The organism is Thalassotalea euphylliae (assembly GCF_003390335.1).
Taxonomy (GTDB): domain Bacteria; phylum Pseudomonadota; class Gammaproteobacteria; order Enterobacterales; family Alteromonadaceae; genus Thalassotalea_F; species Thalassotalea_F euphylliae_B.
This window is the reverse complement of the sequence record NZ_QUOU01000001.1, coordinates 640,306-653,246: the sequence shown is the minus strand read 5'-3', so window position 1 is coordinate 653,246 and position 12,941 is coordinate 640,306. Positions and strand designations below refer to the sequence as shown.

Sequence of the window (12,941 nt, the reverse complement as noted above, 5' to 3'; positions counted from 1 at the left end):
AGCAAGCTCTGTTTGATCAAAGCATGTCACCACTCAAAGCACTTATCTCAAGTGCTCTGGGTGAATCGTATTATTGAAAGCTACTTAACCCAGCTCAGGATAAATATGTGAACTAAAGGCTAGCTCAACGATCAGATCGTTCGACCAACAACTGTTAGAACGAGGGTTAGCATGAATAAATACAATTTTTTTGCTGAAATCGTATGTACTGCTTACCCCCTTCTCGTTATTTGACCATCAATTGTAAATTATCGATCAGCGGTTGGTTTTGCGAGTCAATGATCTCAATAATTTCTTTGTGTAAACGCTTTTTGTGCTCACCAAAAATACCGCGTTTTTTGTCGAACTGTTGCGCAAATTCTAGCGCAGCGGCTTGTAACTGCTCGTTGTTTTCACAAGCTTTTTCTATCACATGATCGCGTGCTAACTCGTCAGCACCAACGCGACGACCGGTTAACTTCATTTCATTAAAGCGGTAATAAGGTACAGCTTTTTTCACAAAGGCGATCATGCCAGGTAAAAATGGAATCGAGAGATCCACTTCAGGGAAACAGAAGAAGCCGCGATCCGAACGCATCAAACGAAAATCACATGCACACGCTAAAATCGCCCCGTTGCCAAATGCATGACCATTGATCGCAGCAATAACCGGAATGGGGTAAAGCAATAGCGTTTTGAAGACATCATCCATGCCGTGCATAAAGCTTTTTACCTCGTCAAACTGTTGCTGCGCCATCGCGGGCATCAACCACTCCACATCAATACCTAAACTCCAGTTTTTTTCATCACTTGAGGTAATGATCAGAGCTTTGTGATTACTGTCGGCAAGCACGGCATCAAGTTGTGCTTTCATGCTTTTTGCAAACGCTGGGTTGTGACGATTTTCGCCATTATTCATGGTGATAATCGCGACACTGCCTTGGCTAGTTAGTGTGGTTGTTGTCATGGTGTTGCTCACTATAGTTGTTGTTATCTGAATGCGTTTTTATCGTTTGTTCTCGGCGACAATTGGCGAAAATTGGCGACAAAGTGCGAAATACCAATAATTGTCAGGTAACTATCATTATTCCCAGATTATCAATCTGACACAAGTCAAGATTGATTCCTAATAGTAAAAACTAGCAGTCAAAAGCGAATGCACAGCAACTCACGATAAAGAAGCTAGTTGGCACCAGTAAAATAGTCGTGAGTGAGATAGTGATAAGAAAACAATGGGTTGAGCAGGAATAAAGGACAAATTAAGCGAAAGCAGGCCGTTGATTGGTTGAAGAATACGTAAAGAAAAGGCCAACAGGCGGTGCTATTGGCCGAAACTACTCACCCTGTATACCTAGCCAAACAGCGGCTACTGATGAGTGGCGTTTACCTGCCAAAGCCTTAGCGCGACTAATCCCAACAGCAAAATAGCAGTCGAACTAGGCTCAGGCACAGGTGTTGATTCCGTTGTACGAACAAGTGCTACACCTAGACCGTTTCTGACGAGGCTCGTAGCCAGTCGATCAAATTGCAGGGCATTAGTGCCAGGGTTGTATGGTGAAGGTATGTCATCTCTGTTGCCCCAATCGTCACTGACATATGCCCAATCGTAATTATTGTTGATAGTGCCGTAATCAAACAAAGCGCCCGAGTATTGCCAACCACTTCGGTTAAGGGTGTCGCCAAACAGTGAAACAAAGACTAATTCTCGATCATCTTCACTTTCAATACTGCCATCCGCAGGCGAGAAGTAAGAATTACGCTGTCCGTCTTGCCACACAAAGCTGCCATAACTGAAATCAAAAGTATTAAATAATTCAGCCATTTGCATGCCAGACGCCAACTGCCAACCATCGCTAGCGTATGCCGCCAAGGCATCATCAATAGACATACGGCGGGTTTGAGACCATTGCAGCCACTCTAAATTATTGCCTGAATCTGTGACTATATTGGCGTCGCTATCAAGCGAATAGTCACTAATCAAACCGGCATAGCTCTTTGGTGAGCACAGGCCAAGCAGGGTTAAAGAAAGTAAGGTTAAACAAGGTAGTAGAGAAAGTATTTTTTTTATATACATTGCCAAGATTCCTTTTATCTTTCAGGCAGTTTACGACAAACAAAAGTTTGTTAACTGTTCGCGATTTTGACTTTAGCAATGCAATATGGAGGAAAAATGGATAAAACCAGTTCAAGTTCTACAAGGTTTAGCGCAGTGAGCGCGCTGGTCATGCACTAGCTGGTTACGCACTGACTGGCTAGCAACAAGCGTTATCAACAGCAGAACAAGAGCAAGCTCAAGCCATGCTCTCGTCCTAAAAAAGCTATACAGCGCCGACAAGGTTTACTCTCCGCGAATGCGAGCGCCTTCGGCATTTAATTCAGCAACAATAGCCGACAAACTATCGTCATCAATAAGGTTTTGCGTTTCATTGATGTCTTGGTTGATTTGATACAGCGCTTGCGGCTGTCCATCCAAAGCCAGTAGCTTATACTCTTGGTTTCTCACCGCCCACCCCGTTACACCATCGCGTATAAATTCGGTGTAATTAAATTCACGCAGCGGCGGTTCAGCGCTTGTAAACAAGGGATAGAAACTATAACTCTCATTGATCTGTATGGCAGCTAGAGAGTCACTTTGCCCACTGTCCGCTGCACTAACGACTTGGCTAATCGTGGCAAAAATATCGGTACTATTAACCAGTGCAGCTTCGCGCTGATTTTCACGCGCTACGCCAAAACCCGCAGTGAGCATAGGCACTCTTACGCCACCTTCGTACAGTGAATTTTTACTGTGGCTACTGCTAAACACGCCAGCATCAATTACCCCGCCAGGTGTGCCATTATCGCCTAGATAAATAATTAAGGTGTTGTCTCGCTCATCGTCGGGCAGCGACGCTAACAATCGCCCGATTTCGCTATCCATGGCTTCAATCGCAGCCAAGTAATATTCGCGCCTGTTACTTTGAATATCTGATGCAGTGCCAGTCAAGTTTGAGCGCGTATGCAGCTCAGCGGGCGGCAAGTGAAATGGCGAATGGGGAGCAACATAGGCCAACCATAAAAACCAAGGGCGTTCTTGCTGGTTTTGCTCGGCGAGCCAATCAACCGCTAAGTCAGTAATACCTGTGGTGTGATAATCCGTGCGCTCACTGGTTTCGCCCATCTCGGTTAACTGCCATTGGAAATAGTCACTGATGGTTCCCGCAATAGTGCCGGCGTAATAATCGACGCCACTGTCGGTTGGGTGCGTTAAATCAGGATTAGCGCCACCTAAGTGCCACTTGCCAATGACAGCGGTCTGATAGTCGCTATCAAGGCTTTTAACTTGCCTTTGCAGCGTGTGGGTACTGGCATCCATCACCGCAGGTACAAAGTCTATACCGCTGTGAATACCGTGTTGCCCAGTGATCATTGTGCCGCGTGTTGTCGTGCACGCTGGTGTTGCCCACACATTGTCGAACACTAGGCCGCGAGCCGCTAAGGCGTCTAGATTAGGCGTCATTGGCAAGTCGATAGACAAGTTGTGTTGCGCGGAAGCATCAAGCCCTAGATCGTCAGCAATGATCAATAAAATATTAGGCTTGCCGGCATTATTGCCAACAGCATCTGGTGTCGTCACAACAGTACTTTCAGGGCTGATCACCACTTCGTCAAAGTTATCACCATCGGTGTAGCTAATTTGTACCGATAAACTCGCGCCAATATCTTGCTCAGTTATTTGGTAACTAGCCGCTGTTGCACTAGCAATAACCTGATGGCTGCCATTGAGCAATCGTCGCCACTGATAACTGAAATTACCCAAGCCATTCACGTCTGCTAAGTCTTGCGTCAATGAAAGTGTTTGCCCCACAGCCGCTTCACCCACCAAAATAATACTGCCGGTTGGCGCACTGTTAGCGGGTGTTGTTGGCGGCGTACTAGTATCCGGGGACGTTGTGTCTGGCGGCGTAGCTACTTGCTCTGTCGAGCCACCAGCGCCACCGCCACAGGCAGAGAGAAAAATAAGCACGTAAAATGCGACTAAAACTCGAGTATTCATTACCATCCTCTCTACATTTATTTTTTCTGACTTAAATGCTTGCTCAGCCCTCAAGCTTACAAGGCAACGACGTCACAAATTACGCAACTTATACAGTCCCCAACTTGCCTTGAACCAACTACTCATTGGGCTTGTTTACAGGCGTTTGGTTAAAGCGGTATCCGGCACCATAAACCGATTGAATATGGGCAGGTTCAATACTGTTTTGCTTTAATTTCTTGCGTAAATTTTTAATATGGCTATCAATCGCGCGGTCAGTAATATCGCGAAAATCAGCGTAGATTAACTCGATGATTTGCTCTCGCGAAAAGACGCGATTAGGTGAGTTGTACATCAAGGTAAACAGGCGATGCTCGCCAACCGTAAAATCGAGTACATTGCCGTTAAACGCCACCGTTAACTTATCCTCGTCAATCACCCACGACTGGTAATGCACTTGCCCTTCTGTTCTGCGCAGCAATGCCTTAATTCTCAGTAAAAGTTCCTGAATATCAAACGGCTTACACAAGTAATCGTCAGCCCCAGTTTCTAGGCCCGTCAGTTTATCTGTTTGCTCAACACGCGCGGTAAGCATAATAATGGGTACGTTGAAAGATTTGCGGATCTCCTGTGTACACGCCAAGCCGTCGACGTTCGGCAACATAATATCCATAATAATCAGATCGGGATGAACAGCGTGCACTTTGCCAATAACCTCAGCGCCATCATCAACATGTACCACTTGATAGCCTTCATTTTTCAGAAAAAGCTGAATTAACTCGACGATATCGGCATCGTCTTCAACAAGTAAAATCGTTTTCATTACTGCACAACTTCCCAATTACCGCGATTTAAGCATCAAAACATGGAGAGAATATGAAAAAAGTATGGGGGTACGATTAATCTCAGCCATTTTTTAATTTAATTTACATTAGCGATGTGAAAAGACCAACGTTTAGCCGTTGAAAATAAAAGATTTAGTAAAAGAGAATGGAACCCTATTGGGTCTTGCTCCGGGTGCCGAGAAGTTTTAGCACCCTGCTGCCAGTGGTTACTTTTGACGCCCGTAAAACGAAAAAGCCCCTGCATTGCTGCAAGGGCTTGTGGAATATGTGAGTTGGCCGATAAGCTAGCTTTGCCACTAGTTATAACACATTGTTTTAGCTTGAATTTTACATGCGTGAATTTTTGAATTTTGTTGATTAAATTACTTGTCATGAACTTACAAAGGTCTCGTTCTTGCCTCATCACGTTCAAAACAAAATAGTAGTCCGAACAGTGCGAACAGGAGATTGCCTCTGTGATAAAGGGTCCTTTAAATTTTTCTTGTTCCCTAAAGCTCATTATTGACTCAAGTTTTGTGTGAGGTTGCAAACAGCATCGCTACTCAAATTTCCCATAAATTGTATTGCACCCTGATTCATATCACCTCCCTGCTCAATAAACATTAGTACGATGTCGCCATTTACTTTTCGATATGGGTAAGCCTTAGCAATATTTCCGATCTCTTTTCCTACAACCAACTGTTCTTCACCTAAATTCCCATAGCTGTCAATACATCGTCGCCATAAAGATAACTGACCGTCATTTCGTTGCCCACTATGAGAGTAGTAAAGATCAATTTTCCCATCGAGCCGCTCAAAAGGGTACGCGTCGTGCACCTCATAAACCATTTCCGATACCAGTAATTCAGGCCACCAGTTTTCACCATTATAAATTTTAAGCCTAGACTTTTGAACATACTTAGGTTTTTTGTGATTAGTTGTTGGAAAGCTTCTTTGGTATGTATATATCATACTACTATCAGCAAAACTGGCTATAACAGGCATGGCACCTTTTTGTTTATATGCCAGTTGTGGCTTGTAAGAAGCCTTATCAGAACCTATCAATAACCCTAAGTCGCAACACTTCGCTTTTCGATAGGCAATTGCATTGCTTCCATTATTTAACTTCCTTATCCTTGGCCAACTACCACCTACCAAATAGTCCTCTATCTCAACTTTTTTCAGGTCATTCAAATTTCCATCCAACGACAATCTTGCTTTAAAAAGAGTTGCTGGTTCTTTATATCCATCGGAAAGACTTACATAAAGCCATGTTTTTGCATTATTTTGCTCGTAACCAACTAGCGTAAAGTAGTTATATGCCGGAGCTCGGCCATTTATCTTAAGTTTAATTTGACTATATGTTCCATCACCTTGCTTAGTAGCCATCATAATATATATTTTATCAAAATTGATATCCTCGACCTGTTCATACAGGGCTACTTCTATTTCATCAACTTCCAGATATATACTATAAAAATTATAGGAGTCTCGCGTATCAAATTGAACCAATTGACTTGTATTACTTATTACAGGTATTTGTGCAGCTATTGCAATACAGCTTGTACAGAAAAAAATAAACAAGACTTTTTTTAGTAGTAATTTATGCACATTCCGCATTATTTTTCTCTCTTGGATTCATTGATTCCTTTAGGTTTATTACCCTATTTGCTGACATGATTGTTTCTGGCCTATGAGCTATCACTATTCTTGTAATTTCCAGATGTTGAACTGATTCATTTATATGATGCTCTAAGTTGACATCAAGGTGACTAGTTGCTTCATCTAGAAAGAGTATTTTAGGCTTCCTATATAGTGCTCGAGCTAGGAGTAATCGCTGTTTTTGACCACCTGAAAGAATAGAGCCCATCTCGCCTACAAGGGTGTTGTATCCCATAGGCATCGAGTTTATATCTTTGTCAATATGCGCTAATCTGGCACATTCTTTTGCTAGTTCTAAATCAGCATTAGCATCAAAAAAAGTAATATTATCAATAATAGAACCGGATAGAACATTATCATCTTGCATTACTGAGGCTACCTGATTTCGATACACTGTCTTATCTATTTGGTTGAGAGGTACACCATCAATCAGGATTTCTCCACTTTCGACTTCTGCCAGCCCGAGCATCAATTTTAACAACGTTGATTTCCCGCAACCCGATTGTCCTGTTATAGCGATGTTCTCCCCTTTTTTTATTGTCATGTTAAGATTTTTTAATATATAAGGTGAGGTATGACTATACCTAAAGCTAACATTTTTCAGCTCTATGCTCCCATCTACTTGCAAGTAATCTTGATTTGAAAGAGACGCTTCTTTTGGAGTCAGTACAATATCTGACAGTCGGTCAAAGTGTACACTAAGCATTTTAAGTTCTATTGATTTTTCTATAAGGCTTGAGGTTTTAATTAAAAACTGATGCTTGTACGCAAGAAAAGCAAACAACATACCGGTACTAAATCCACTACCTATCACCATGTGTGCAGCAATGAAGACAACGATAATGTTTTCAATACCAAAGAAAAGTCGATGAAGCGCATCAAAGCAGGCTTTAAACCTTCCTAGCTTAATAGCTTGGTTGGTGATATTCACATAGTTATTTTGCCACAATGATTCTCTTTTAGATTCAGAACCAAAAACCTTAATGGTTTGGATACTCTTTATTGTTTCTATAAAGTTACTGTTTTCTTCTGCTTTAGCTACAAGCTCTCGTTCGCAGATCTGTCTATAATACCTATAAAATAAAGAGTATAATGTTGCATAGACTGTTGCTATTAACACAACTATAACCGTCAATTTTATACTATAAAAAGCAAGCATAATTAAGGTGAAAATAGCCATTAAACCATCGATTACTGCCTCGGCAAGCCCTGTTGATAATGTCTGTTTTATTTGTTGAAGTGAGTTAAACCTTGATATCACATCTCCAGTATTTCGAGTTTCAAAATAACTCAAAGGTAATCTTATCAAATGGTGAAATAAGTTTGTTGCGAGCTGAACGCTAAGCGATTGATTAAAATGAATTAAAGATAGAGACCTTACTAATTGCGTTAGTACTTCGAAAGTTAAAATTAACGCAAATCCAATCGCTATAAGATTGAGAAGATTTACATCTGCCGTAAGAATTACTTTGTCAATAACAAGCTGGATATAATATGGACTAGCAAGGAGGAAAAACTGCAGACATAAAGAAAGCATTAGAATCAATGCGATGGATTTCGTGAGCCCTGTAATTTTAGACCAAAAATCTGAAGGGCGAAGTCTTCTAGTTTTATCTTCTTTGATAAATGTTTTTGTTGGCGTTAACTCTAAAGCAATGCCAGTGAAGTGCTCAGAAACATCCTCTAAAGTCAATGTACGTTCACCAAACGCGGGATCATGCACTACAACGTGCTTATCATTGGCGGACTTTAATACAACAAAATGGCTTAGATCCCAATGAAGAATGCATGGATGTTTAAAGTGCTTTAGATCCTTTAGTTCTACTTTTAAAGCACGAGAAGAAAGGCTTAATTGCCCTGAAAAGTATACTAAATCCTTCAAACTACTCCCTGTGGCGGAAACTTTGCAGTTCCGTCGCAACGTAGTAAGGTCTATTTTCTTGCCGAAATAGCTTGAGATCATAGCCAAACAAGCTAAGCCACATTCAGCGATTTCCGCCTGAAGAATCAAAGGGATTTTTTTTGTGGGGGGCCATTCATGTAATAGTCTATTCATTTAATTATCTAACTTTTGGCTGTAATAAAGAAAGGCTCAAATACCCACTCAATTAATGATCTTTTCCCGATTATAATATCGGCATCTAAAGTCATACCGGCTCGTAAATTGATTTTTTTTCCATATGCTTCCACAAACTCTTTTTCTAGACTCACAACCACTCGATAACTAGGATATTTGATAAAACTTGAGATATCACTTTCTTCGGGATAAACAACGTTAGTACTTACTTCCTTTATTTTGCCTTTAAATACTCCAAAATGATGAAAAGAAAATGCATGATATCTAATCCGTATATCTTGTCCTACTTCTACAAAGCCAAAAGACGAGGTTGGTACATATATAACAGCCTCTAGATGGCTGCCTTTGGGCAGTATCGAAAATAGCGTATCATTAGGCTTAACTTCTTGACCTACTTTTTTTAGTATCGCTGTAACCAAGCCAGTTTGAGGCGCCACTATCTCTGAAGAAGATTCAAAATAGAGCTCAGCGGTCAATGATTTAATTTTATTTATGTCTCGCTTTAATTGCGCTATTCGGGATTGAGTTTCCAACAAAGAGTGGTCTATATCGATTTCTATCTCACTAATTTTATTTTTTAAGCTGATATGTTTTTCTTGCAGGGTTATTGCGTCTTGATTTAATTTCAATAAAATATCTTTTTGTCTACTTAGTTCAAGTTCGGACGAATGACCATTATTTTTTAATAATGCCATCTTATCAACTATCGTTTTATTGGTAGCTTGTCTCGAGTCCATTATTATTATTTTTCTTTCTAATAGGACTAACTCACTTTCTAAGCTTGATTTTAAGGAATGAAGGCGCCTAGTTTTTATTTTACTTTTTTCGTTAGCTCTCTCGATTTCTTCCTCCATGTTTAAAACCTGAAGAGTATAATTTTTTTTCAGCGTATCATTAACATCGACACCTCGGGAGTCTACCTTTTGAGATGTGATTGTTAGAGCAGGCTGATTAAAACTAATTAGAGATTGTTCTCTAACGAGCATCTCGCTAATAAAACCCCTCGTATGTGATTTTACTCTTATGACTCCTTTATCAGGAACTATAACCCCCGGGACTCGTTCTTTTCTTTCATATTCATTTGAAAAAAGAAATACAGTACTAACTAGTAAAAATGTGAGTACTATAAGTGCTAAGTTGGTAAAAACAGCAGGTTGAATCAAGCTCACATCGCCAATTAAACGGCTATTATTTGCTTCAAAGACTTCTTTCCTAAATAAAGAATGCAAAAATGTTGCTCTCTATACAAATGTTTCAAACTTTGGTGGACTATTCGGAAATATAGAGAGGTCGAATTTACTTCGGCCTCTCTTTTTTAGAGTTAGACTACTTTATGGTAGCATCGCTGGGCATTCGACATCATTACCTTGTTCATCTGCACATCCGTCAGTTTTAGGTGTAGTCACCCCTCCACTTACTTGCTCCATTTCTTCAATAGACAGTACACGACCTAGTACACGTTCTTCATTTTCATAATTTTCCATTTTTGTTTCCTTTTTGTGTAACATCATTGTTACTTTAATATGCACGTTATTGTGCTTTTGTGAGTCAAAATGGCTATGCCACTTCGACTAAATCCTTTTGAACATCTTCCAATTTGATAACTTTCTTATGTTTTTTTGTGTATAAAAAGTCAGATTTATTTGACGTCAAAAATTCACAGAATGCGTCAAGTATTGGTAAGTGTGGGCACCACTTTTCTAGAAATAAAAATTGACCAGCTTCATTGACTTCCAAGTAATGCCAAACATCATCCTTATCGATTATAAAATCAAACGCGCCAACAACAATTCCTAACCGATTCATAAGCTTGAGACATTTTTCGTATACCTTGTCTGGAAGGTCAAACTCTTGGAATTCTTTTAAGTCTTCTTGATGTCGACGCCAATCAAGCTCTCCCAGCTTTATTGTGTTGGAATCGATTTTAACTGCAAAGCAGGTCGCACCAAAAAATTGGGCTCTTACTTCAAATTTTTTTCTGATTTGCTTTTGGAAAATACTCGGGGTAGAGCGGAAAAGGCTTACGTTTTTTAAAGCTGGCTCATTTTCTTTAACAAGAGAGGTATAAGTAGCATAACTCTGACATTCATCCCATACGTACCCATTTAATGGCTTATATATTACTTTTGGGTATTTTCTAATAAATTCCGCAGCCTGCTTTGATGAGTTTGTAATAATTGTAGGGGGAATTCTAAAGCCAGTTTCTAGTGCTATCTTAAGTTGATATGGTTTCAAGTCATACCAATTGAAATAAACATGTGATCTAATAGTTATGATTTTTCAATGATTAGATCATCATGCATCAACCAATAGAATTAAAAAAACTTGCCCAACAAGAGAGTGATGCGAGAGTCCGAATAAGATTGCTCGCCATTTATCACTTTTCACTCGGCCAAAATAGAGCACAAATAGCTAAATTGCTTGGTGTTGCTCGCGGTAGTGTTAATAAATGGGTTAATAAGTATCTCTCTGGTGGGCTTAAAGGGCTGCAAACCAAAGTAAATACAGGTAGACCCTCGAAACTATCACAAGCGCAACTGAACCAATTGTCAGCATTTGTGTTATCTCATGTCGAAAAAGACAGTGGTGGCAGGCTGATTGGGGAAGATATTCAAAAATTCATCGATAAAAAATTTGATGTCTCCTATTCACTGCGCAATATTTACCACTTATTACATGCACTTGGATTTAGTTGGATAACGAGCCGCTCCAAGCATCCTAAGCAATCCGAACAAGCCCAAGCGGTTTTTAAAAACCTTCCGACTGGAAACGATCCGTAACACTCCATGGCACGTTCAGCCCGAAGACATTGATGTATGGTTTCAAGATGAAGCGCGTTTTGGACAGCAAAACCAAGTGACAAGATTATGGGCTAAGAAAGGGAGTCGCCCCAGAGTGGTAAGGCAGCAGCAGTTTGACTATGGCTATTTATTTGGTGCTGTTTGTCCTTCAACAGGCCAAACCGAAGCGCTAATTACGCCGCTCGTCAATAAAGCGATGATGACAGAGCACTTGTCTCAAATATCCAAAGCTACACCTCAGGGTAGACATGCGGTGGTTATCATTGATGGTGCGGGGTGGCATACAATGGATACAGCTAGTCCATTTTCTAATCTTACGCTAATCAAGTTGCCACCCTATTCACCAGAGCTAAACCCAATTGAGCAAGTGTGGCAATGGTTACGCCAGCACTGCTTATCTAATCGTGTATTCAGCGGGTTTGATGAAATAGTAGAGCAGGTTTCAGTCGCTTGGAACACATTCATTTCGGATATTGATAGAGTGAAAAAACTTTGTACTCGCGATTGGATTCAAGTGGTCAGATAATTATTTCAATTGGTATCAGTAATCGCTCGAGACTGGCGTGGATTAACCCAAAAGGCATTGGACAGAAACTGATAAATTGAATCGGTAGCTGTTTTTAGTTCTTGCCAAGCAAACTTTTTGTCTTCTTTTGCGACAATGCTTGGTATTACAGGAAAGAATGGACGTCGCTGCCAAACGGTACTAACATCATTTAAATGGAAATGATTTTCTCCCGTATCGACAGAAAGTTCAGCCTTACCAGTTTGGTATGTAAAATTAACTGAGCCGCTCAAGGAAATACTAGATGTATCGAAGATTAAAGAGTCAATGCCGTTTAATGTTAGAGCTTTTTGGACAGTTATCGAGTGCAGATCATTTTCTGGGGAAAGTATAAGTATCATTTAGCATCCATTGCTTTTCATATCATCCGTTACAGGTCATAAGCTACAATAGAAAAATTATCAAAGCAATAGCCTTTAGTACTGTTAGTCGGTTGCTTTTACTATCTTGATATAGTTTTAATATCCTTCCACCCCTTGTGTTTATTAGTCTAGACAAGAGTTGTTATGCTGATTTAATGATACGAAATTTCAGTGCAGGAATTGATGAAAATCAATTAATCACTTGCCTAGCTAGCCCATGTCACTGTTTAAATTTTTCAGAATAAGCTCTTTTTACGTCTTTGTTTGAAAATAGTTAGTTATTATTTTTATTAGTTAAGTCTTGCTGCATATAAATTGCTTTAGCTCTAACTAAAGGCTGATAATTGATCGTCATACCATTTCTAGCTATTTCATGTACTTCATCGGAATAAGTGGGCAAGGCATGTTCTTGGGGGACCTCTTGAGGAATACAAGTAGGAGCCAAGTTAAATAAAAATCGACTTTGGTAAGTGTTAGCTATTCACTCGGCGTAATAGACTATAAAATATATATATCAACTCCTTAGAATAATTATAGGGAATTGATTATGTTAAAACGCTTTAGATTTACCGATAAAGCCAATAGGGTTCTACCCGCCAATCCGCATGATGCTATGTCTACCGTTCAGGAAGTTAGCGATACCGCAGTGCAGGGCT

At 40.2% G+C, this 12,941-nt stretch carries 12 protein-coding genes; 1 reads left to right on the top strand and 11 read right to left on the bottom strand.

Features of this window, described 5'->3' with window-relative positions:
* Window positions 1-226: 226 nt before the first annotated feature.
* The 10 genes from DXX93_RS02890 to DXX93_RS02850 all read right to left on the bottom strand — a co-directional run bounded on the left by DXX93_RS02890 (window position 227) and on the right by DXX93_RS02850 (window position 10,792).
* Window positions 227-946, bottom strand: a complete 720-nt coding sequence (locus tag DXX93_RS02890; protein WP_116006728.1) for an enoyl-CoA hydratase/isomerase family protein — start codon at window positions 944-946, stop codon at window positions 227-229.
* 399 nt (window positions 947-1,345) lie between these two features.
* Window positions 1,346-2,053 (bottom strand): hypothetical protein, encoded by a 708-nt coding sequence (locus tag DXX93_RS02885; RefSeq protein ID WP_116006727.1) that lies wholly within the window; start codon window positions 2,051-2,053, stop codon window positions 1,346-1,348.
* Between the two features lie 264 nt (window positions 2,054-2,317).
* On the bottom strand, window positions 2,318-4,015 hold the full coding sequence (locus tag DXX93_RS02880) for a sulfatase-like hydrolase/transferase (RefSeq protein ID WP_181902125.1): 1,698 nt from the start codon (window positions 4,013-4,015) through the stop codon (window positions 2,318-2,320).
* 118 nt (window positions 4,016-4,133) lie between these two features.
* On the bottom strand, window positions 4,134-4,817 hold the full coding sequence (locus tag DXX93_RS02875; RefSeq protein ID WP_116006725.1) for a response regulator transcription factor: 684 nt from the start codon (window positions 4,815-4,817) through the stop codon (window positions 4,134-4,136).
* Between the two features lie 98 nt (window positions 4,818-4,915).
* Complete coding sequence (locus DXX93_RS02870) at window positions 4,916-5,212, bottom strand: hypothetical protein (RefSeq protein ID WP_147302633.1); 297 nt, start codon at window positions 5,210-5,212, stop codon at window positions 4,916-4,918.
* A gap of 125 nt (window positions 5,213-5,337) precedes the next feature.
* Window positions 5,338-6,438, bottom strand: coding sequence for a hypothetical protein (locus DXX93_RS02865; RefSeq protein WP_116006723.1), 1,101 nt, complete (start codon window positions 6,436-6,438; stop codon window positions 5,338-5,340).
* Window positions 6,422-8,536 (bottom strand): peptidase domain-containing ABC transporter, encoded by a 2,115-nt coding sequence (locus DXX93_RS02860; RefSeq protein WP_116006722.1) that lies wholly within the window; start codon window positions 8,534-8,536, stop codon window positions 6,422-6,424. The genes DXX93_RS02865 and DXX93_RS02860 overlap by 17 nt, the downstream gene beginning before the upstream one ends.
* A gap of 8 nt (window positions 8,537-8,544) precedes the next feature.
* A complete protein-coding gene (locus DXX93_RS02855) occupies window positions 8,545-9,786 on the bottom strand; it encodes an HlyD family secretion protein (protein ID WP_116006721.1) in 1,242 nt (413 codons plus the stop codon).
* Between the two features lie 102 nt (window positions 9,787-9,888).
* Window positions 9,889-10,041, bottom strand: a complete 153-nt coding sequence (locus tag DXX93_RS20750; RefSeq protein ID WP_181902124.1) for a hypothetical protein — start codon at window positions 10,039-10,041, stop codon at window positions 9,889-9,891.
* Window positions 10,042-10,114: 73 nt separating this feature from the next.
* Window positions 10,115-10,792 carry an ATP-grasp domain-containing protein gene (locus DXX93_RS02850; RefSeq protein ID WP_116006720.1) on the bottom strand — a complete coding sequence of 226 codons (678 nt, stop codon included), beginning with the start codon at window positions 10,790-10,792 and terminating at the stop codon, window positions 10,115-10,117.
* Window positions 10,793-10,854: 62 nt separating this feature from the next.
* Between DXX93_RS02850 and DXX93_RS02845 the strand changes: the two genes are divergently transcribed.
* Window positions 10,855-11,884, top strand: a protein-coding gene (locus tag DXX93_RS02845; RefSeq protein ID WP_374188918.1) for an IS630 family transposase whose coding sequence is annotated in 2 segments (ribosomal slippage) — window positions 10,855-11,313 and window positions 11,315-11,884 — 1,029 coding nt in all. Because the reading frame shifts where the segments join, the coding sequence is not laid out codon by codon here.
* 5 nt (window positions 11,885-11,889) lie between these two features.
* Here the strand turns inward: DXX93_RS02845 and DXX93_RS02840 are convergent.
* The gene (locus DXX93_RS02840) at window positions 11,890-12,264 is read right to left on the bottom strand and encodes an MvdC/MvdD family ATP grasp protein (RefSeq protein WP_116006719.1); all 375 of its coding nucleotides are present in this window, start codon (window positions 12,262-12,264) and stop codon (window positions 11,890-11,892) included.
* Between the last annotated feature and the right edge of the window lie 677 nt (window positions 12,265-12,941).

What these genes read in the sequence shown, in the direction of transcription:
- DXX93_RS02890 (WP_116006728.1), bottom strand. Translation starts at nt 946, where the DNA reads ATGACAACAACCACACTAACTAGCCAAGGCAGTGTCGCGATTATCACC.
- DXX93_RS02885 (WP_116006727.1), bottom strand. Translation starts at nt 2,053, where the DNA reads ATGTATATAAAAAAAATACTTTCTCTACTACCTTGTTTAACCTTACTT.
- DXX93_RS02880 (WP_181902125.1), bottom strand. Translation starts at nt 4,015, where the DNA reads ATGAATACTCGAGTTTTAGTCGCATTTTACGTGCTTATTTTTCTCTCT.
- DXX93_RS02875 (WP_116006725.1), bottom strand. Translation starts at nt 4,817, where the DNA reads ATGAAAACGATTTTACTTGTTGAAGACGATGCCGATATCGTCGAGTTA.
- DXX93_RS02870 (WP_147302633.1), bottom strand. Translation starts at nt 5,212, where the DNA reads ATGACAAGTAATTTAATCAACAAAATTCAAAAATTCACGCATGTAAAA.
- DXX93_RS02865 (WP_116006723.1), bottom strand. Translation starts at nt 6,438, where the DNA reads ATGCGGAATGTGCATAAATTACTACTAAAAAAAGTCTTGTTTATTTTT.
- DXX93_RS02860 (WP_116006722.1), bottom strand. Translation starts at nt 8,536, where the DNA reads ATGAATAGACTATTACATGAATGGCCCCCCACAAAAAAAATCCCTTTG.
- DXX93_RS20750 (WP_181902124.1), bottom strand. Translation starts at nt 10,041, where the DNA reads ATGGAAAATTATGAAAATGAAGAACGTGTACTAGGTCGTGTACTGTCT.
- DXX93_RS02840 (WP_116006719.1), bottom strand. Translation starts at nt 12,264, where the DNA reads ATGATACTTATACTTTCCCCAGAAAATGATCTGCACTCGATAACTGTC.